We start from the raw sequence: 18,425 nt of genomic DNA on the forward strand, positions 1-18,425 counted from the left end.
AGCATGAGCGACACCGACTCCGACTCCCCCGTCGTCCAGGACGTCCCCGAGCGATCGAGGTTCGAGATCTCGATCGGAGGAGAGACGGCCGGCTACGCCGCGTACTCCCTCCGCGGCGACCGCGTCGTCTTCACCCACACCGTCGTCGAGGACGCCTGGGAGGGCCACGGCCTCGGCAGCGCCCTCGCCCGCGCCGCGGTCGCCGCCGTGACGGAGGCGGGGGGCACCGTGGTGCCCCGCTGCCCGTTCATCGCCGCGTGGCTCCGCAAGCACCCCGAGGTGCAGGCCCGCGTGGAGTGGCCCGAGGGCTGAGCCCGAGTCAGGCCGGCGGGCGGGCGTCGGCGCCGATCTGCTGCAGCGCCCAGGAGTTGCCGTCCGGATCGGCGAAGTACGCGTAGAGGACCCCGCCCATGTCGTGCACCTCGCTGATGTCGAGCCCGCGCGAGACCAGCTCGGCGCGCGCTCCGGCGAGGTCGTCGACGACGAGGTGGAGGTTGCGCACCACGCCGTCCGCCGGATCCAGGCCCATGCCGGTGCCGAGGACGACCGAGCAGGCCGAGCCGGGCGGGGTCAGCTGCACGATGCGCATCCCCTCGGTCGGACGGACGTCGTGGTCGACCTCGAACCCGACGACGCCGCTGTAGAAGGCCACCGCCCGATCGACATCGGCGACGGGCAGGGGGACGAGCTCGAGTCGCATGCGCACGACCCCAGTGTGGCGTGCGGCCGGTCGTCAGAACAGGGCGAGCGGAGCGCTCTCCCGCGGCACGAGGCCGGTGAGCGCGACGCCGACTCCGACGAGCGGAGGCGGCAGAGCCTCGTCGAGCAGCTCCCGCGCCGTCGCACCCCACTCCTCCTCGTCGGCCGAGGCCTCCACACGGGTCCGTCGCAGCACGATCGCGGGCGCACCCGACGCCGGGCGGAGCGAGAGGGACAGACCCGTCGCGACGAGCCCGGCGCGGCGGGCACGACGGCAGACGCGGGCGAGGCAGGTGCCGATCAGCTCGGACGCGGAGTGATCGGCGCGGTCGTACCCGGCGGTGGTGCCCTCCGAGCTCAGCGTGCGGCGCTGCTCGACCGGACGGACGACCGCGTCGTCGGTCCCGTCGCGATAGCCGCGCAGGCGCCGCGCCATCGCGAGACCGCAGACCCTCGTCAGCTCCCCGTCCGAGACGGCGTCGATGTCACCGAGCCGCTCGACCCCGATGACCCGGAGCCGCTCGAGGCTCACCGGTCCCACGCCCCAGGCGTCCACCAGGGGCAGCCGCTCACGCAGATCCGCCTCCTCGGACGAGTCGATGCGGACCAGCCCGTCCGGCTTGGCCGCCCGGGACGCGAGCTTCGCGATCAGCTTCGTGGACCCGATGCCGACGCTCACGGGCAGGCCGAGCTCGACGGCGGCCCTCCGGCGCAGCTCGCGAGCCGCGGCGAGGGCGCTCGACTCGTCCGAGGCGGCGACGTCGAGGAACGCCTCCTCCATCGAGCCGGGCTCCACAGCCCGGGCCGCGGAGGAGAAGAGGTCGAACAGCGCGTCGCTCGCCTCCTCGATCTCGTCGCGCGGCAGATCGACCAGGACGAGCGAGGGGCACAGGGACCGCGCCTCGGACACCGGCATGCCACCGCGCACCCCGAGCGCGCGGGCGGGGTAGTTGGCGCTGGCGACGAACACGTGCGCGACGGCGGCCATCGGGACCCTCCGCAGCTCCGGGCGCCGCCGCATCACGACCGAGGCGAAGAACGCGTCGGCGTCGGCGTGGAGCAGGAAGCGGGTCACGCAGGGACGGTAGCGGGCAGGACCGACATCGGCGGTCAGTGGCGGGGGCCGACCACCAGGCGCTCGTGCATGATCTCGACGGCGCGCTCGAGGACGCGGCGGTCCTCGGGGGCGAGGTCGGCGAAGATCGGCGTGAGGGCGTCGCCCAGCTCGGAGCGCCAGGCCGCGAGGGCGGCGGCTCCGACGTCGGTGAGCTGGATCTGCCAGGCGCGGGCGTCGTCCGGGTCGGCGATGCGGGCGAGCCAGCCGCTGTCGACGAGGTTCTTGACGATCTTGGTCATCGTCGGCTGCGAGACGCGGCTCTGCGAGGCGAGCTCGCCCAGGCGCATCGGCCCCATCGACAGCAGGACCGAGAGCGTGCGCCAGACGGCCTGCGACTCCTGGTTGTCGGTGGCCTGCGCGGCGAGTCGGGTGATGCGGTGGGTCACGGAGACGAAGTCGCTCAGCAGTTCGCTGAGCGAGACCTCGCTCGGCGGCACGTCGCGCGCGGGCAGGCCTGCGAGCGGATCAGGAGCGGACACGCACCGATTCTAGAGCCCGGGCGATTCCACGGCCCGCGGGAACACGGCGCGGGAACGGCGAAGGGCGCCGCCTCCGAGGAGACGGCGCCCTGCGCGCATGCGCCGACCGGGGTTGGCGCGGTAGTGCTGTCCGACCGGGGTCGGCGCGGTAGTGCTGTCCGACCGGGGTCGGCGCAGTACTACTTGACGGTGACGGTCGCGCCGGCGGCCTCGAGCTGAGCCTTGGCCTTCTCGGCGGTCTCCTTGTTGACGGCCTCGAGGACGGCCTTGGGGGCGCCATCGACAACGGCCTTCGCCTCGCCGAGGCCGAGGCTGGTGAGCGCGCGGACCTCCTTGATGACCTGGATCTTCTTCTCGCCGGCGGCCTCGAGCACGACGTCGAACTCGGTCTGCTCCTCGACCTCTTCGGCGGGAGCGGCCGGGCCGGCGACTCCGGCAGCCGCGACGGGCGCGGCGGCGGTGACCTCGAAGACCTCTTCGAACTTCTTGACGAACTCAGAGAGCTCGATGAGCGTGAGCTCCTTGAAGGCCTCGATGAGCTCGTCCTGCGTGAGCTTTGCCATGATTTTTCTCCTAGTTTTTCTTGTCTACGAACCGCGTGCGCTGTCTCCCGGAGGAAGACGTCAGCTCGCGGACTCCTGCTTCTCGCGCAGCGCCTCGACCGTGCGAACGGCCTTGGACAGCGGGGCGTTGAACAGATATGCGGCACCGAACAGCGAGGCCTTGAAGGCGCCGGCGAGCTTGCCGAGCAGCACTTCGCGGGACTCGAGGTCGGCGAGCTTGCCCACCTCTTCTGCGGTCAGGGGGTTACCGTCGAAGTAACCGCCCTTCACCACGAGCAGAGGGTTTGCCTTGGCGAAGGCACGCAGCGACTTCGCGACGGCGACGGGGTCGCCGTGCACGAACGCGATGGCCGAGGGGCCAGCGAGCTCGTCGTCGAAGGACGAGATACCGGCGTTGTTCGCCGCGATCTTGGTCAGCGTGTTCTTCACCACGGCGTAGGTTGCGTGCTCACTGATGTCCTTGCGCAGCGTCTTCAGCTGCGCAACGGTGAGACCGCGGTACTCGGTCAGCAGAACGGCCGTCGAGCTCTGGAACTTCTCCGTGAGTTCGGCAACCGAGGCTTCCTTGTTCGCCATGGCTACTCCTGTGAATTCTCGTGCCGGTAGCCCGAAGGCACGCAAAGAAAAAAGCTCCGGCGCAGGCGCTCGGAGCTTCGGGAGACGCGATCTCTCGCGTGTCATGATCTCGTTCACACCTGCGCGGGCCATTCGCTTCGCGAATCCTTCGTCCGAGTGGCGATCTCGCGGGGCCGGGGCCCTGCTCGTGCGCACACCGGAAACCGGCGGTCTTTGGCTTCGGAGAGCGTACGACATCCAGTCGGTGCGACGCAAGTCGAGGAGGGGGCACCATGGAGGCATGACCGGTGCGAGCCCGACCCCCGCCCACGACGTCGACGCGGCCATCGCCTCCGTCGAGGGCGAGCTGAGCACGCTCTTCCGGCGGGTGCGCGCGATGATGCGCTCCTACGCCGAGCGCGTGCATCCGGAGCTGACGGCGGCCGGGTACAAGACGCTGTCGGCGCTGGAGCGGCGCGGGCCGGTCTCCTCCGGGGCCCTGGCCGAGCTGCTCGAGACCGATAAGTCCACGCTCAGTCGGCAGATCACGGCGCTGGACCGGCTGGGCCTGCTCTCGCGGGCGCCGATCCCGCCGACGGGCGGTCGACGATCCTCTCGGTCACGCCGGAGACGGCCGCGCGGCTGCGCGAGATCCGCTCCTCGGATCAGGCGCAGCTGCACGAGGAGCTGCGCGGCTGGGGGGACGGCGACGTCGAGCGGCTCGCGCGCCTCCTGCACCGGATCAACGCCCTCGAGCTGTGACGGGATCCGGCGGCTAGCACCGACCGGCCGCCCGGGCAATCAGCGCGGTGGGGACCGCCCACTGCGTAGCGTCGGCCCCGATGGAACCGCTCACCTCCGCCCTCCCCCTGCACGCGCCGCTGCCCACGGACGTGGCCGGCGCGCTCGCCTTCGCCCGCGCGTTCGGCTCCGACGCCCCGCTGCCGGGTTCCGGTCGCACCGCCGAGCTTCTGGCACTGCTGGCCCGCCTCGCGCGGCACGACCTCGGTGTCGCCCGCGCCGTCGAGCCGCACCTCGACGCCCTCGCGATCCTGGCCGAGGCGGGGCTCGCTCCGGCCGACGTGGGCATCTCCCCCTCCGCCGTCTGGGGGGTCTTCGCGGCGGAGGGAGGAGAGGACCCGCTCGTCGCACGCCCGGACGGCGACGGCTGGCGGCTGGACGGCGTGAAGCCGTGGTGCTCGCTGGCGGACCGGCTCGACGCGGCGCTGGTCACGGCGCACGTGGGCGAGGCCACCGGCGAGCGCCGCCTCTTCGCCGTCGGGCTCGGCGCCGGATCGGCGACGCCCCTCGAGGGCGCCTGGCACGCCCGCGGTCTCGCGGAGATCCCGAGCGGGCCCGTGCGCTTCTCCGGCGCTGCGGCCGTGCCGGTCGGCGAGGCGGGCTGGTACCTCTCGCGTCCCGGGTTCGCCTGGGGCGGCATCGCGGTCGCGGCCTGCTGGTACGGCGGAGCGCGAGGCATCGGCGCCGTCGTCGCGTCGGCCGCCGCGCGCCGCGACGACCCGCACCTGCTCGCGCACCTCGGCGCGGTCGACACGGCTCTCGAGGCGGCCCGACGGGCGCTGGCGGAGTCGTCCGCACTCGTCGACGGCGGCGCGGCGAGCGGATCCGCCGGGGCGCTCCTGGCGAAGCGCACGCGGGCGAGCGTGGCTTCGGCGTGCGAGGAGGTCCTCGCCCGCGCCGGCCGCGCCCTCGGACCCGCGCCGCTGGCGCTGGACGAGGAGCACGCCAAGCGGGTCGCGGACCTCGCCCTCTACGTGCGGCAGCACCACGCCGAGCGCGACGACGCGGCGCTCGGGCGGGCGGTGCTCGCCTCCGGCGGTTCGACGGCGTGGTGAGCTTCGACGGCCACCTCGAGGGGACGCCGCTCGAGGTGTGGCAGGAGGACGGGCGCCGGGACGGCCTCCCCTCGGCCGAGGTGCTCGCGGGCGTGCAGCGCGTGCTGGTGGTGGCCGCGCACGCCGACGACGAGACGCTCGGCTGCGCGGGCACGATCGCCCGCGCGCGCCGGCGGGGGCTCGCTGTCGACGTGGTGGTCGTGACCGACGGAGCCTCCTCCCACGGCGAGCCCTCCCCCGCGATCGCCGCCGAGCGCCGGAGCGAGGCGCGGGCCGCGCTCGACCGGCTCGGCGACGGCATCGGCCTGGCCTTCCTCGAGGTACCCGACTCCGCGACCCCCGAGCACCGCGACCGCATCGCGGACGAGGTGCGCCGTCGCGCCTCGGGACCCGCGGGCACGGTGCTCCTGCTCTCGACGTGGGCGGGCGACGGGCACCGCGACCACCGCGTGGTCGGCGAGGTGTGCGCCGAGGTCGGACCCGCGTGCGGCCAGCCGGTGCTCGCCGCCCCGATCTGGCTGTGGCACTGGGCGCGGCCGGACGACGCGGCGGTGCCGTGGTCGTCCCTCCTGCGCGGAGAGGCCGACGGGGACGCGCGGGCGCGGCGCCGGGCGGCTCTGGGCGAGTACGCGAGCCAGACGCGGCGGGGCGGGGACGGGTCCGCGGCGGTGCTGCATCCGCTCTTCCTCCGGCACTTCCTCGGCGACGACCACCTGATCCGGGTCACCGGATAGCGCACTGCGGCTCCGCGGACAAGTGGCCGCCCGCCGCGGGCCGCGTGCCTAGGGTCGAGATGATGGACGGCCGGACGACCTACTTCGACGAGCTCTACGCGCGGCACGAGGACCCCTGGGGCTACACGAGCCACTGGTACGAGGAGCGCAAGCGAGCGCTGACGCTGGCGAGCCTTCCGGAGCGGCGCTACGACTCCGCCCTCGAGATCGGCGCGTCGATCGGTGTGCTCGCCGAGGCGCTGGCCGAGCGCTGCGACCGGCTGCTCGCGGTCGACGTGTCGGAGGCCGCCGTCGACCGGGCGGCGCGCCGACTCGCTCCGCTGCCCCACGTGCGGGTCGAGCACCACGACATCACCCGCGGGATCCCGGAGGGGCCGTTCGACCTGATCGTGCTCTCGGAGGTCGGCTACTACCTCGGCGCCCCGACCCTCGAGCGGGTGCTGCGGGGCGTCCGCGACGCGCTCTCCTCCTCCGGTGAGCTCGTGACGGTGCACTGGCGGCACCCGATCGCCGGGCTCGAGCTCGACGGCGACGCCGTGCAGGCCACCGTCGGCCGGCTCGGACTGCACCGGATCGTGCGGCACGAGGAGGAGGACGTGCTGCTCGAGGTGCACGCCCGCGACCCCCGCTCCGTGGCGCGCCGCACGGGACTGCTGTGAGGCGCCTCGAGCACGTGCTCGTCTCGTGCCCGCGCACGACGAGCAGGAGCGGATCGGCGGACTCGTCGCCTCGGTGCAGGCCAGCGCGACGCGGCTGCTCCGCTCGCACCCCGGGCTCGCCGTGCGGCTGCTGATCGCGGCGGACGGCTGCACCGACGCGACCGCCGAGCGGGCGAGGGCGGCCGGCGCGAGGTGCTCGAGCTCGAGCGCTGCGGGGTCGGCGCGGCGCGCTCGGCGGGCATCGCGCACGCGCTCTCCTCCGCTCCCGCCCCCGTCGAGCGGATCTGGATCGCGAACACGGACGCGGACACCCGGGTCCCGGCCGACTGGCTCCTCGCCCACGTCGAGCACGCGCGCCGGCACGACGTCCTCGTCGGCACCGTGCGGCCGGATCCCGCCGATCTCGACCCCGCGATTTACGCCCGCTGGCAGCGCACCCGCGAGCGGGAGCAGTCGATCGGGAGCATCCACGGGGCGAACCTCGGGGTGCGCGCGGGCTGCTACCTGCTCGCCGGCGGCTTCGGCGTGGAGCCGCTGCACGAGGACGTGCGGCTGGTCGAGCGGCTGCACGCGATCGGGGCGCGGGTCGGAGCGACGGACCGCGGCGAGGTCGTCACCTCGGGGCGTCGCGACAACCGGGTCGACGGCGGCTACGGCGGCTACCTGCACGAGCGCTTCGCCGGAACCCGCGCCTGACGCACCGCGAGCGGGAACGGCACTGACGGCCGGCGAGCGGGAACTGCGCGGATGCGCCACTGCGCGCACGCGAACCAGGCCGGAGGGGTCGCTGTCAATGGTCGGGCCCTGAATTGCCACGCACTGCGCAGGAGAGTCAAATGGGGGTCGAGCACGTCCCTGTGCTCTCCGATGGAAGGGTCACCGCATGAATCCCCGCCTCGTCCTGCTGACGCTCGTCGCTCTCGCAGCGTACGTCTTCGGCGCTCGCGCCGGGCGTGCCCGCTACGAAGAGCTGCGTCACCTCGCACTCGGCGTGTGGAACGACCCTGCCACGAAGAAGACGCGCAAGAAGCTCAAGAAGACCTCGAAGCGCGAAGCCGAGCACTTCGCCTCCATCGCGGACAAGGCCCGCGCGAAGGTGCAGCGCTCACTCCGCTGACCGGAAGAGAACTTCACGGGACGCCCCCACGACAGGCGTCGACGCTCGCATCGGAACGGCCGGTCGAGCACGAACACGAAGGAGAAACATCATGGGCATCATCGGATTCCTCATCCTCGGACTCATCGCCGGAGCCATCGCCAAGGCGATCCTCCCGGGCCGTCAGGGCGGCGGCTGGGTCATCACCCTGGTCCTCGGCGTCGTCGGCGCGTTCCTCGGAGGCTTCATCGGCAGCGCGATCTTCGGTCGCGGTCTCGAGGAGTTCTTCGACCTGGGCACCTGGGCCCTCGCCATCGTCGGCGCCCTGATCGTCCTGCTGGTCTACGGCGCGATCACCGGCCGCAAGTCCCGCGCGTAGTCACGCGCCCCGCACCTCCGGGTGCAGGACCGAAGGCCCCCGGCATCCGTGCCGGGGGCCTTCGTCGTTCCCCCGGGGCGCCGGGTCGGCGCCCGTACACTGGAAGCCCTCTACCGACGGGAGACCCTGCCGTGGTCCGCGCCTCCCTCGTCACGACCGTGGCGGACGCCCTGCTCGACGACATCGTCGCCGGCGTCCTCGCGATCGGCTCCGAGCTGCCCAGCGAGGCGGAGCTGGCCGAGCAGCACGACGTCAGCCGCGTCACGATGCGCGAGGCGCTGAAGCGCCTGCAGGGGCTGGGCGTGCTCGACGTGCGGCGCGGGAAGCGCGGCACGGTCGCTCCCCTCTCGCTCTGGACGGATCTGGGCGCGATCCTGCGGGTGACCGCGCACGGCACCGACCCCGGCACGACCGAGCTCGAGCTGATCGAGGTGCGCGAAATGATCGAGAGCGGAGCGGCCGCGCTCGCCGCGACCCGTCGCTCCGACTCCGATCTCGAGGACCTGGAGCGGCTGCTGAGCCTCATGCGCGCGGCGCACGACGACGAGGACGTCGCGGCGTTCGTCGAGGCCGACATCGCGTTCCACGACGTGATCCTGCGCTCGACCGGCAACGTCTTCGTCGGCACGGTGTTCGCCCCGCTCTCCCGGGTCATGCGCGAGAAGCGCGCGCAGACCTCGGCCGTCGAGCGGATCCAGCGCAACGCGATCGCGAAGCACGCCGCGGTCCTCGACGCCCTGCGGGGCGGAGTCGCCGAGGAGGCCCGCCTCGCGATGGCCGACCACATGAAGCAGACGGCCGACGACTTCCGCGAGCACGTCCTGCCGACGCTGCGCTGAGCGGTCCCGGCGGACCCGCTCTTGACGCCGCTCCTTCTACTTGTATGATATCTGCTATCAGCTACAAAGGAGTGATGATGGAAGAGTCGAGCGCCCTCGCGGGCCACCCCGAGCACGTCCCCGTCGATGCGGCCGACGTCGCGGCGGCCGTCGAGCGCGGCACCCGGGTCCTGATCGTCCTGGACGACGACCCCACCGGCACGCAGTCGGTCTCGGACCTGCCGGTCCTGACCGCCTGGGACCCGCAGGACTTCGACTGGGCGCTCGCTCAGGACGCCCCCGCCGTCTACGTGCTCACCAACACGCGGAGCCTGGACGCCGAGTCCGCCGCCCGCCGCAACCGCGAGATCGTGGCGAACGCGAGTGCCGCGGCAGCCCGGACCGGCACTCCGATCGCCTTCGTCAGCCGCGGCGACTCGACGCTGCGCGGCCACTACCCGCTCGAGACCGACGTCATCGAGGAGACGGTGCGCGAGGCGACGGGCCACGGCTTCGACGCCGTGCTGCTGGTGCCCGCGTTCCCCGATGCCGGTCGCGTCACGATCGGCGGCGTCCACTTCATGCGCACGCCGGACGGCCTCACTCCGATCGCCGAGACCGAGTTCGCCCGCGATGCGACGTTCGGCTACTCCTCCTCCGACCTCGCCGACTACGTCGCCGAGAAGACGGACGGCCGCTGGAGCGCCGATCAGGTCGTGCGCCTGGACCTGAGCGTCCTGCGCGGCGGAGTGGACGGCATCGTCCGCGCGCTCCTGCCCCTGACGGGCTCCGTCCCGGTCGTCGTCGACGCGGTGCACGAGGACGACATGCGCCTGCTGGCCCTCGGACTCGCGGCCGCGGAGGAGCAGGGCAAGCGGTTCCTGTTCCGGGTCGGCCCGCCGTTCGTCCGGGCCCGCATCGGGCAGGAGGTGCACCCTCCGCTCACGGTGCAGGACGTCTTCGGCGCGACGGGAGCGACGCCGTCGGCGGGCTGATCGTCGTCGGATCGCACGTGGGACTCACGTCGCGCCAGCTCGCGGTGCTCAAAGCGCAGGGCGCGCTGGAGCAGACCCTCGAGATCGACGTCGAGGCCGTGCTCGCCGGCGACGCGGCCCACCTCGACGGTCTGATCGACGCGGCGGTCGACGCGCTGGGCCGCGGCGACGTCGCGGTGCACACCAGCCGCCTCCTCCGCCGCACGGACGACGCCGACGAGAGCCTCGACATCTCGCGCCGGGTCTCGGCCGCGATCGTCGAGGTCGTGCAGCGGGTCCTCGCCCGCACGCGCCCCCGATTCGTCATCGCCAAGGGCGGCATCACGTCCAGCGACGTGGCCACCCACGGGCTCGGCATCAGGCACGCGATCGTGCGCGGCCCGATGCTGCCCGGGATCGTCTCGCTCTGGGAGCCGGTCGACGGCCCCGCACGCGGCATCCCCTACATCGTATTCGCGGGGAACGTCGGCGACGACGATTCGCTCGCCGCCGTCGTCGGCACGCTGACCCGTCCCACCACCGCAGTCGCGTGACCCGCGAGCACCCCCTCCCCCACTCCCCAGGAAGAAGGACCACCGTGACCACCCCCTCCTACCGCGTCGCCGTCCTCGGACTCGGCGCCATGGGCCTGCCCATGGCCACCCGCCTCGCCACCGAGCTCACCGTGCACGGCTTCGACATCGCCGAGCCGCGCCTTGCGCTGGCCGCCGACGCCGGCATCACCCCGTTCGACTCCGCGCGCGGGGCGGTGGCCGGCGTCGACGCCGTGCTGCTGGCCGTGCGCAACGGCGCGCAGCTGCGCGACGTGCTCTTCGGCGCCAACGGGGTCGCCTCGACCCTCGAGCCCGGCGCGTCGTGATCATGACGAGCACCGTCGGGATCGACGACGTCGTCGCCGTGGCCGCCGAGCTCGACGCGCTCGGCGTGCACCTGGTCGACGCCCCGCTCAGCGGCGGGCCCGTCCGCGCCGGAGCGGGCGACCTGCTGATCGTCGTCGGAGCGGCCCCCGAGGCCCGCGCGAAGGCGCAGCCCGTGCTCGAGCTGCTCGCCTCGACGCTGAGCGTCATCGGCGACCGCGCCGGCGACGGCCAGGCCTTCAAGACGGTCAACCAGCTGCTGTGCGGCGTGCACATCGCCGCCGGAGCCGAGGCGCTCGCCCTGGCCGAGGCGCTCGGACTCGACGTCGCCGCCACCCTCGAGACGCTCTCGGCCGGCGCGGCGGGCTCCTTCATGCTCGGCAACCGCGGACCGCGGATGCTGCAGGCCTACGACGAGGACGGCGCCGAGGTGCTGAGCCGCCTCGACATCTTCGTGAAGGACATGGGCATCGTCACCTCCGCCGCCCGGGGCTCCGGCCTCGCCACTCCGATCGCCGCGGCCGCCGAGCAGCTCTACCTGCTCGGAGCCGCGCAGGGCCTCGCCGCCGCCGACGACTCCGCCGTCATCAAGGTCCTCGCCCCGCAGCACCTCACCCCGAAGGACGCCCGATGAACCTCGCCACCGCGATCCGCAGCGCCGCGGACGCACCGATCGCCCCGGCGGTCACCCTCGACACCCCGGTCCTGCTGGGGATCGCCGCGGCGGGCATCGCCCTGCTGCTCGTGCTCATCATCCGCTTCAAGATCCACGCCTTCGTGGCCCTGCTGCTGGTCAGCGTGCTCGTCGCCGTCTCGGCGCGGATCCCGCTCGAGGACATCTTCGTGCTCGTCGCCAACGGCGTGGGCAGCACGATGGGCAAGGTCGCCCTCATCATCGCGCTCGGCGCGATCCTCGGCCGCCTGATCGAGGTGTCGGGCGGCGTGCAGAGCCTCGCCGACCACTTCACCCGCGTGCTCGGACCCAAGCGGGTCGCCGTGGCACTGACGATCGTGGCGTTCCTCGTCGCGATCCCCGTCTTCTTCGAGGTCGGCGTCATCGTCCTCGTCCCGATCATCTACGCGTTCAGCAAGGTCGCCGGGCTCAGCCCGGTGAAGTTCGGCCTGCCGATGGTGGGCCTGATGCTCGCCGTGCACGTCGCCGTGCCGCCGCACCCCGGCATCGTCGCCGGAGCGGGCGTCTTCGGGGCCGACGTCGGGCTCATCGCCCTGATCGCGCTGCCCATCTGCGCGGTCCTCGGCGTCCTCTCCTACGCCGTCTCGGCGATCATGAACCGCCGCGACTACGAGCTCGCCCCGGCGGTCGCCGCGCAGCTCGCCGAGGTCGGCGGGGTCACCTCCGCGATCCGCACGGTCGGCCGCGACGGCACCGAGCTCGCCCCTCCGCGCGCCGGGCTGATCATCCTGCTCGTCGCCGTCCCGATCGTGCAGATCCTGGTCGGCACCGTCGGCGCCCTGATCCTGCCCGAGGGCACCTTCGCCCACGGCCTCAGCGTCTTCGTCGGCACCCCGGTGCTCGCGCTGCTCGTCGCCGTCGGCATCGCGTTCTTCGCGCTGCCGGTCAAGCGCGGCTGGTCGCTCACGCAGACCAACGAGATCTTCGAGAGCGCGCTGCCGCCGATCGCGTCGATCCTGCTCGTCGTCGCCGGCGGCGGGGTGTTCGGAGCGGTCCTGCAGGCCAGCGGCATCGGCGGAGCGCTCGCGAGCACGCTCGACACGCTCGGCGTGCCCCTGATCGTGCTCGGCTTCGTGGTGTCGCTCGTGCTGCGCGCCGCCCAGGGCTCGGCCACCGTCGCCATCGTGACGACAGGCGGACTGCTCGCCACGGGTGTCGCCGAGGGCGGCTACACCGCGCTGCAGATCGCGATCATCACCGTCGCGGTCGGCTTCGGCTCGCTCGGCCTCTCGCACGTCACCGACGCCGGCTTCTGGGTCGTGACCCGCTACCTCGGCCTCAGCGTCGCCGACGGGCTGCGCACCTGGACGGTGCTCACCACGATCCTGGGCGTGGTCGGGTTCGCCCTGACCTACGTCGTCTGGATCGTCGCCGGCGGCCTCGCGTGAGGGTCCGGATGGACGACCTGATCCGCGAGCGGCAGGCGGCGGGCGGGGCGGTCGGCGCCCTCACCTGCTACGACTTCTCGACGGCCCTCGCGGTCGTGGACGCGGCGGAGGAGCTGGGCCGCGGGGTGATCCTGCTGGTCACGCCGAAGACCGCGGCCGACCGTCACGGGCCGCGGTTCCTCACCGCGCTGCGCGCCCTGGCGGACGGTGCCGCGGTGCCCGTCTCGGTGCAGCTCGATCACGCGACCGACCTCGCCCTGATCCTCCGCTCGGTCGAAGCCGGCACGGACGCGGTGCTGGCCGACGGCAGCGCTCTGCCGTTCGAGGAGAACGCGGCGTTCACGGCCGAGGCGGTGCGCCGCTCCGGAGTCGTCGTCGAGGCCGAGCTGGGCGCTCTCGCGGGCGACGAGGACCGCGCGCTCGCCTCGCTGCCGTCGGGCCGCACCGACGCGGCCCTGGTCGCTCCGTTCCTCTCCGCGTCGGGTGCGCACGTGCTGGCGACGTCGGTCGGGAACGTGCACGGGACCTACGCCGCGGAGGCCGAGCTCGACTGGCCGCTGATCGACGCGATCCACGCGGCGAGCGCGGTGCCGCTGAGCCTGCACGGCGCGTCCGGGATCCTCGAGGCCGCGACCCGGCAGCTCCCGGCCTCGCGCGCGGCGGGCGACGACGTGCTGACGTTGGAGCGCACGTGGCGCTCCGGGGCGTCGGCCTTCGCCCGCGAGGCGATGCTGCGGTTGGACAGCGCGGTCTGACGCCCGACCTGGCGGTCGGCCGCGTCGGGGAGGCGTTCCCGCCGTCGCGGGGACGGTCATCGCGGGCGGCCTGGGGCTCCGAGCACCAGATGCTGACGGCGCTCCGGCCCATGTCGACGTCCGCTTGCGGACACGTCCGCAAGCGGAGCTTGCGCCGACACGGCCGGTGTCCCGAGAATCGGAGGTCGGCGACCGCTCCCGCGCCGAGCGGCCCGGGTGCTCCCGACCCGAAGGACGCCATGCGGCCCCGCCCCGACCGATCCCCGTCCGCACCTCGCACCCCGGAGTCGTCGTGGTTGCTCGTGGCCGCCGCGATGGCGGCCCTGGGCTGGGGCGGCAACCAGTTCATCCCGCTGATGGTGATGTACCGGCAGGTGGCCGGCTTCGAGCAGACCGAGGTCACGCTGCTGCTCGCCGTGTACGTGATCGGCATCGTGCCGGGCTTCGCCCTCGCCGGGGCGTGGTCCGACCGCTTCGGCCGGCGGAGGATCATGCTGGCCGGAGTGGCGCTCGGCGCGATCGCGAGCATCGTGTTCGCGATCGCGGGGACGGACCTCGCCGGGCTCTGCGTCGCGCGCCTGCTCGCCGGGGTCAGCGTCGCCGTCGCGGCCGTGGTCGGCAGCAGCTGGGTGAAGGAGCTGTCGGCGGCGGCGGGCACCGGAGCGCGCCGCAGCGGGATCTCGCTCTCGATCGGCTTCGGCGGAGGAGCCGCGATCAGCGGGGTGCTCGCCCAGTGGGCGCCAAACCCGACCGTGCTGCCCTACCTCGTGCACGCCGGCGTGACGATCCTCACCCTGATCGCGGTGCTCCGCGCGCCCGAGACGCGCACGTCGAGCCCGCACCGGCGCTCGCTCCTGGGCGACCTGCGCGTTCCGGCGGTCTACCGCAGCCGGTTCCGCGGCACGGTCGCTCCGATCGCGCCGTTCGTCTTCGGCAGCTGCGGCCTCTCGTTCGCCGTCGGACCGAGCCTCGTGACCGGCGGGCTCGGCACGCTCGGGATCGCGTTCGCGACCCTCGTCATGCTGATCACCCTCGGGGTGGGGACCTCGGTGCAGCTGCTCGCGGCCCGCATCGACCACGCGCTGCGCGGGCGGAACGGACCGGTCGGCACGATCTGCTTCGCGGTCGGGGCGCTCCTGCTCGCACCGGCCGCCCTCACGGGCTCGCCGTGGCTCGTGCTCCTCGCCGCCCCCTTCCTCGGTGCCGGCTACGGCATCTGCCTGCTCTCGGGGCTCAAGGCCGTGCAGACGATGGCGGCGCCCGACGACCTCGCGAGGCTCACGGCGACGTTCTACACGCTCACCTACCTGGGCTTCTTCTTCCCGCTGATCATCGCGGCGCTGGTGCCGGTGACCGGGCACCTCCCCCTCCTGCTCGCCCTCGCGATCGCCGCGCTGCTCGGCGGGTCGGCAGCGGACCGCTCCGCCCGTCGACTCGACGCCACCGCGACCCCGGCCCGACCGACCCGGGCGTGACGCCGAGAGGCGCCCGCTCGGCGTTCCCTGAGTGTTCAAGGGGTTGCAGCCGACAGGGCTCCGGGCGTGGACTGGCCTCCTGGCCGCGGGCGCGAGCGCGCGGCCTCCCCGATGAAAGGACGAGACTCAGTATGAGCACGGACGCCACGACGGTCCCCACGATCACCCTCAACAACGGAGTGGAGATCCCCCAGTTGGGCTTCGGCGTGTTCCAGATCGATCCCGCCGAGACGAAGGACGCGACTCTCACCGCCCTCGAGGTCGGCTACCGCCACATCGACACGGCCGAGATGTACGGCAACGAGGCGGGCGTCGGCGAGGCCGTGCGCGCCTCCGGACTCGACCGCTCCGAGGTCTTCGTCACCTCGAAGCTCAACAACGGCTTCCACGCCCGCGAGGACGCCCTCGCCGCCATCGACCAGACCCTGGGCGAGCTGAAGTTCGACTACGTCGACCTGTTCCTCATCCACTGGCCGCTGCCGAACGTGGGCGACTACCTCGAGACCTGGAAGGCGATGGAGGAGATCTACCGCAGCGGCAAGGCGAAGGCGATCGGCGTCTCCAACTTCCAGACCAACCACCTCAACCGTCTGCGCGCCGAGGCCACCATCGTGCCCGCCGTGAACCAGATCGAGGTGCACCCGTACCTGGTCCAGGACGAGCTCCGCGCCTACGGCGTCGAGCACGGCATCGCGACCGAGGCGTGGTCGCCCATCGCCCAGGGCCTGGTGCTCGAGGACGACACGATCACCCGCATCGCCCGCAACGTCGACCGCTCCCCCGCGCAGGTCGTGCTCCGCTGGCACATCCAGCGCGGCGACATCGTGTTCCCGAAGTCGGTCACCCGCGCCCGCGTCGAGGAGAACTTCGCACTCTTCGACTTCGAGCTCGACGACGAGTCGATGACCGACATCACGGCGCTCGACCGCGGCCACCGCACGGGTCCCGACCCCGACACCTTCAACTACATCCCCAGCTGATGCAGCGCTAGCCGCACGCGCAGAAACGCGACCGGCCCGCCGGATCCTCGGATCCCGGCGGGTCGGTCGCGTTCGTGCGGGGTGCTGATCTGCAGGGTGCTGCGGGCGGAGTCGCCCGATCAGCCCTGCTGCGAGTCGCGCCACGAGTGCTCGGGCGCGTAGCCGAGCACCTCGCGGGCGTGGTCGATCGAGAGCAGGGTCTGGTTCGCTCCGACCTCGCCGCGCACCTCGACACCGGGGAACACCTCGGCGATCAGCTCGTCGTTGGGGCGCGACATGACGGTGTCGGCCGCGGCGATGATGAAGCGGTCGAAGCCGGTCGCGTCGTGCGCGAGCGCCTTCTCGACGGCCTGCGCTCCGTCGCGGCCGTCGATGTAGCCCCACAGGTTCCACTTGCGCATCAGGGCGTCGGAGTCGAACGACGGGAACTCCGCGTAGTCCGCCTCGTCCATGACGTTCGAGAAGCGCAGGCCGATGATCTTCAGGTCCGGGTGCCAGCGGCACAGCTCGATCGCGAGCTGCTCCTCGAGGTGCTTGGTGAGCGAGTAGACCGACTCCGGGCGGGCGGGGTACTTCTCGTCGACCGGGATGTAGGGCGGCGGCACGTCGAAGGGCAGGCCGAGCACCGTCTCGCTGGAGGCGTAGACGACGTTGCGGATGCCCGAGCGGATGGCCGCGTGGAACACGTTGAACGTGGACAGCATGTTGTTCTGGAAGGTGGCGATGTCGGGCACGATGCCCGGCGCGGGGATCGCGGCGAGGTGCACGACCGCGTCGATGCCCTCGTACTGATCGCCCACGGCCTGGAGGGCGTCGACGACCTGGCCGTAGTCGGCGACGTCGATGCGCACGAAGCCCGGGCCCCGCTCCCCCGCACGGTCGAGGTTGTAGACGTCGTGGCCGGATGCGCGGAGGCGGGAGACGACACTGCGGCCGAGTTTGCCGGATCCACCGGTGACTGCGATTCTCATGCGTCGAACGCTAGCGGCCGGGCCCCGCGCGGACGAGGGGTGGCGGATCGGCTCCGGGTGCCCCTCAGGAGCGCGTGTGGAGCGAGATCCCGCCGCCCGCCTCGGGGGTCGTCTCGTCGTCGACGAGCTCGGTCCAGCGGCGCAGCACCGCCGCTCCGGCCGCATCGTTGACGAGGTCGTCGACCACGAGGATCGGATAGGGCTTCTCGGGGACGCCCTCGGCCGGGCGGACGTCGACGTGGACGACCTCGTAGGCGTGCTCGTACAGCCAGTCGGCCATGGCGTAGTCGCTGCGGGAGTCGCCGACGGTGCGCCAGCGCTGCGGGATCGGCCCGGTCGCGCCGAGCAGCTCGACGGCGCGCTGGGCGCCGAGATCCTTGCCGAGGCGGTTCGACTCGATGTCGGTCGAGATGACGGTGGGGTCGATGCGGTAGTCGACCGTGCCCGCGTCGTTCGGGTAGCGGATGCCGCGGCGCTGGACTCCGAGGCCGGCCGCGGTCATGATCTGCAGGGCGTCGGCGTCGAAGACGAGCTGGCGTGCGAGGTACTCGTCGCTGGGGAGGTCGACCAGCTGCTCGGCCGAGACCATCGCGCGCTTGGTCTCGTCGAAGAAGACGAGGTCGTCGTAGTCGGAGCGGATCATGCGCTCGAGGTCGCGGGCGACCGGCTCGGGGATCGCGAGCGACTCGTCGACGATCGGCTCGGAGGTGCCGCGGTAGTCGACCGTGAACCACACGGCGCCCTTCTCGCAGACGCAGACGATGCGCGCCTCGGGCGAGACCCCGCGCTCCAGGAGCGAGGGCAGCACGCGCTCGCGCAGGAACGCGTCCGAGCGGCCGGTGTTGAAGACGATCGGGATGCCCGCGTTCGCGAGGCGCACGAGGTCGTCGGCGATCGTGGGGATCGCGATGGTGCGGCTGATCGGGCTGGCGATGGGGCCGTCGACGTCGAGGAGGAGGCCGAGCGGAGGCGGTGTGGAGGTCATCGCGCTCCATTCTGCCGTGCGGGGCGCGTCGAGCGGGTGCTCAGTCCTCGGCGGTGATGACGAGGGTGCGCTGGACGGTGGAGCCGTCGGCCGCCTCGACGGTGAGAGCGACGAGGGTCTCGGAGTCGCGGCACGCGACGGTCAGGCCGTATCCGGACGCGGCGAGCTCGACGGGGTCGCCGGCCGCGGTGCCGGTCGTGCCGGTCGCGAGACGGGCGGCCGTTCCTCCGCTGGTCGACCACGAGAGCGAGACGGGGCGGTCGGCCGTGCGGTCGCCCTCGCAGGACACGGTCGAGGGCGAGGCCGAGAACGCGTCGACGGCGAGTGCGGCGGCGGGCGCGGGGCGTCGGCGGCGGGCGCGGGGGCGTCC

General features: G+C 72.9%; 22 protein-coding genes and 2 pseudogenes. 16 read left to right on the forward strand and 8 right to left on the reverse strand.

Features of this window, described 5'->3' with window-relative positions; translation table 11 throughout:
- The first annotated feature begins 3 nt into the window (after positions 1–3).
- Complete coding sequence (locus B0T42_RS11935; protein WP_077223338.1) at positions 4–312, forward strand: GNAT family N-acetyltransferase; 309 nt, start codon at positions 4–6, stop codon at positions 310–312.
- Between the two features lie 7 nt (positions 313–319).
- Here B0T42_RS11935 and B0T42_RS11940 read toward each other — a convergent pair whose 3' ends face one another.
- The 5 genes from B0T42_RS11940 to rplJ all read right to left on the reverse strand — a co-directional run bounded on the left by B0T42_RS11940 (position 320) and on the right by rplJ (position 3,434).
- Positions 320–706: a VOC family protein gene (locus B0T42_RS11940; RefSeq protein ID WP_201788533.1), complete on the reverse strand. Its 387-nt coding sequence runs from the start codon at positions 704–706 to the stop codon at positions 320–322.
- 27 nt (positions 707–733) lie between these two features.
- Complete coding sequence (locus tag B0T42_RS11945) at positions 734–1,774, reverse strand: Y-family DNA polymerase (protein ID WP_077223340.1); 1,041 nt, start codon at positions 1,772–1,774, stop codon at positions 734–736.
- 35 nt (positions 1,775–1,809) lie between these two features.
- Positions 1,810–2,295: a MarR family winged helix-turn-helix transcriptional regulator gene (locus tag B0T42_RS11950; RefSeq protein WP_236720258.1), complete on the reverse strand. Its 486-nt coding sequence runs from the start codon at positions 2,293–2,295 to the stop codon at positions 1,810–1,812.
- Positions 2,296–2,474: 179 nt separating this feature from the next.
- The gene (gene rplL, locus B0T42_RS11955) at positions 2,475–2,858 is read right to left on the reverse strand and encodes a 50S ribosomal protein L7/L12 (RefSeq protein WP_055791021.1); all 384 of its coding nucleotides are present in this window, start codon (positions 2,856–2,858) and stop codon (positions 2,475–2,477) included.
- 60 nt (positions 2,859–2,918) lie between these two features.
- A complete protein-coding gene (gene rplJ / locus B0T42_RS11960; protein WP_055791018.1) occupies positions 2,919–3,434 on the reverse strand; it encodes a 50S ribosomal protein L10 in 516 nt (171 codons plus the stop codon).
- 379 nt (positions 3,435–3,813) lie between these two features.
- Between rplJ and B0T42_RS22725 the strand changes: the two are divergent.
- The 15 genes and pseudogenes from B0T42_RS22725 to B0T42_RS12030 form a co-directional block, all read left to right on the forward strand.
- Positions 3,814–3,990, forward strand: a pseudogene (locus B0T42_RS22725) (MarR family transcriptional regulator); the annotation flags it as partial.
- A 265-nt stretch (positions 3,991–4,255) separates the two neighbouring features.
- Positions 4,256–5,269, forward strand: a complete 1,014-nt coding sequence (locus B0T42_RS11970) for an acyl-CoA/acyl-ACP dehydrogenase (RefSeq protein ID WP_077223341.1) — start codon at positions 4,256–4,258, stop codon at positions 5,267–5,269.
- Positions 5,263–6,003, forward strand: a complete 741-nt coding sequence (locus tag B0T42_RS11975) for a PIG-L deacetylase family protein (RefSeq protein ID WP_077223353.1) — start codon at positions 5,263–5,265, stop codon at positions 6,001–6,003. Before B0T42_RS11970 ends, B0T42_RS11975 begins: the two co-directional genes overlap by 7 nt.
- Positions 6,004–6,065: 62 nt before the next feature.
- On the forward strand, positions 6,066–6,662 hold the full coding sequence (locus B0T42_RS11980) for a class I SAM-dependent DNA methyltransferase (RefSeq protein WP_077223342.1): 597 nt from the start codon (positions 6,066–6,068) through the stop codon (positions 6,660–6,662).
- A gap of 147 nt (positions 6,663–6,809) precedes the next feature.
- Positions 6,810–7,358 (forward strand): glycosyltransferase family 2 protein, encoded by a 549-nt coding sequence (locus B0T42_RS11985; RefSeq protein ID WP_077223343.1) that lies wholly within the window; start codon positions 6,810–6,812, stop codon positions 7,356–7,358.
- A gap of 187 nt (positions 7,359–7,545) precedes the next feature.
- Positions 7,546–7,779 carry a hypothetical protein gene (locus tag B0T42_RS11990; protein ID WP_077223344.1) on the forward strand — a complete coding sequence of 78 codons (234 nt, stop codon included), beginning with the start codon at positions 7,546–7,548 and terminating at the stop codon, positions 7,777–7,779.
- A gap of 91 nt (positions 7,780–7,870) precedes the next feature.
- Complete coding sequence (locus B0T42_RS11995) at positions 7,871–8,137, forward strand: GlsB/YeaQ/YmgE family stress response membrane protein (protein ID WP_055790998.1); 267 nt, start codon at positions 7,871–7,873, stop codon at positions 8,135–8,137.
- 131 nt (positions 8,138–8,268) lie between these two features.
- Complete coding sequence (locus B0T42_RS12000) at positions 8,269–8,976, forward strand: FadR/GntR family transcriptional regulator (protein ID WP_077223345.1); 708 nt, start codon at positions 8,269–8,271, stop codon at positions 8,974–8,976.
- A 74-nt stretch (positions 8,977–9,050) separates the two neighbouring features.
- Positions 9,051–9,950 (forward strand): four-carbon acid sugar kinase family protein, encoded by a 900-nt coding sequence (locus tag B0T42_RS22730; protein ID WP_446737375.1) that lies wholly within the window; start codon positions 9,051–9,053, stop codon positions 9,948–9,950.
- 17 nt (positions 9,951–9,967) lie between these two features.
- Positions 9,968–10,483 (forward strand): nucleotide-binding domain containing protein, encoded by a 516-nt coding sequence (locus B0T42_RS22735; RefSeq protein ID WP_446737376.1) that lies wholly within the window; start codon positions 9,968–9,970, stop codon positions 10,481–10,483.
- 89 nt (positions 10,484–10,572) lie between these two features.
- A pseudogene (locus tag B0T42_RS12010) lies at positions 10,573–11,441 on the forward strand (NAD(P)-dependent oxidoreductase).
- A complete protein-coding gene (locus tag B0T42_RS12015) occupies positions 11,438–12,889 on the forward strand; it encodes a GntP family transporter (protein WP_077223346.1) in 1,452 nt (483 codons plus the stop codon). Before B0T42_RS12010 ends, B0T42_RS12015 begins: the two are co-directional and overlap by 4 nt.
- Positions 12,890–12,897: 8 nt before the next feature.
- Positions 12,898–13,644 carry a class II fructose-bisphosphate aldolase gene (locus tag B0T42_RS12020; RefSeq protein WP_094742750.1) on the forward strand — a complete coding sequence of 249 codons (747 nt, stop codon included), beginning with the start codon at positions 12,898–12,900 and terminating at the stop codon, positions 13,642–13,644.
- Between the two features lie 239 nt (positions 13,645–13,883).
- Positions 13,884–15,119 (forward strand): MFS transporter, encoded by a 1,236-nt coding sequence (locus B0T42_RS12025; RefSeq protein WP_342418245.1) that lies wholly within the window; start codon positions 13,884–13,886, stop codon positions 15,117–15,119.
- Between the two features lie 131 nt (positions 15,120–15,250).
- On the forward strand, positions 15,251–16,099 hold the full coding sequence (locus tag B0T42_RS12030; protein ID WP_077223349.1) for an aldo/keto reductase: 849 nt from the start codon (positions 15,251–15,253) through the stop codon (positions 16,097–16,099).
- A gap of 119 nt (positions 16,100–16,218) precedes the next feature.
- Here B0T42_RS12030 and B0T42_RS12035 read toward each other — a convergent pair whose 3' ends face one another.
- The 3 genes from B0T42_RS12035 to B0T42_RS20040 all read right to left on the reverse strand — a co-directional run.
- Positions 16,219–17,070: an NAD-dependent epimerase/dehydratase family protein gene (locus tag B0T42_RS12035; RefSeq protein WP_077223350.1), complete on the reverse strand. Its 852-nt coding sequence runs from the start codon at positions 17,068–17,070 to the stop codon at positions 16,219–16,221.
- Between the two features lie 64 nt (positions 17,071–17,134).
- Complete coding sequence (locus tag B0T42_RS12040) at positions 17,135–18,055, reverse strand: HAD family hydrolase (protein ID WP_077223351.1); 921 nt, start codon at positions 18,053–18,055, stop codon at positions 17,135–17,137.
- A gap of 40 nt (positions 18,056–18,095) precedes the next feature.
- Positions 18,096–18,425 (reverse strand): hypothetical protein (locus tag B0T42_RS20040; RefSeq protein ID WP_158078112.1); only part of this gene is annotated, 330 nt, incomplete at its 5' end.

It is taken from the genome of Rathayibacter rhapontici (genome assembly GCF_001995175.1).
Classification (GTDB): Bacteria; Actinomycetota; Actinomycetes; order Actinomycetales; family Microbacteriaceae; genus Rathayibacter.

What these genes read in the sequence shown, in the direction of transcription:
- B0T42_RS12020 (WP_094742750.1), top strand. Translation starts at nt 12,898, where the DNA reads ATGGACGACCTGATCCGCGAGCGGCAGGCGGCGGGCGGGGCGGTCGGC.
- B0T42_RS12025 (WP_342418245.1), top strand. Translation starts at nt 13,884, where the DNA reads ATGCGGCCCCGCCCCGACCGATCCCCGTCCGCACCTCGCACCCCGGAG.
- B0T42_RS11995 (WP_055790998.1), top strand. Translation starts at nt 7,871, where the DNA reads ATGGGCATCATCGGATTCCTCATCCTCGGACTCATCGCCGGAGCCATC.
- B0T42_RS22730 (WP_446737375.1), top strand. Translation starts at nt 9,051, where the DNA reads ATGATGGAAGAGTCGAGCGCCCTCGCGGGCCACCCCGAGCACGTCCCC.
- B0T42_RS11980 (WP_077223342.1), top strand. Translation starts at nt 6,066, where the DNA reads ATGGACGGCCGGACGACCTACTTCGACGAGCTCTACGCGCGGCACGAG.
- B0T42_RS12040 (WP_077223351.1), bottom strand. Translation starts at nt 18,055, where the DNA reads ATGACCTCCACACCGCCTCCGCTCGGCCTCCTCCTCGACGTCGACGGC.
- B0T42_RS11990 (WP_077223344.1), top strand. Translation starts at nt 7,546, where the DNA reads ATGAATCCCCGCCTCGTCCTGCTGACGCTCGTCGCTCTCGCAGCGTAC.
- rplJ (WP_055791018.1), bottom strand. Translation starts at nt 3,434, where the DNA reads ATGGCGAACAAGGAAGCCTCGGTTGCCGAACTCACGGAGAAGTTCCAG.
- B0T42_RS11935 (WP_077223338.1), top strand. Translation starts at nt 4, where the DNA reads ATGAGCGACACCGACTCCGACTCCCCCGTCGTCCAGGACGTCCCCGAG.
- rplL (WP_055791021.1), bottom strand. Translation starts at nt 2,858, where the DNA reads ATGGCAAAGCTCACGCAGGACGAGCTCATCGAGGCCTTCAAGGAGCTC.
- B0T42_RS12015 (WP_077223346.1), top strand. Translation starts at nt 11,438, where the DNA reads ATGAACCTCGCCACCGCGATCCGCAGCGCCGCGGACGCACCGATCGCC.
- B0T42_RS12030 (WP_077223349.1), top strand. Translation starts at nt 15,251, where the DNA reads ATGAGCACGGACGCCACGACGGTCCCCACGATCACCCTCAACAACGGA.
- B0T42_RS12035 (WP_077223350.1), bottom strand. Translation starts at nt 17,070, where the DNA reads ATGAGAATCGCAGTCACCGGTGGATCCGGCAAACTCGGCCGCAGTGTC.
- B0T42_RS11970 (WP_077223341.1), top strand. Translation starts at nt 4,256, where the DNA reads ATGGAACCGCTCACCTCCGCCCTCCCCCTGCACGCGCCGCTGCCCACG.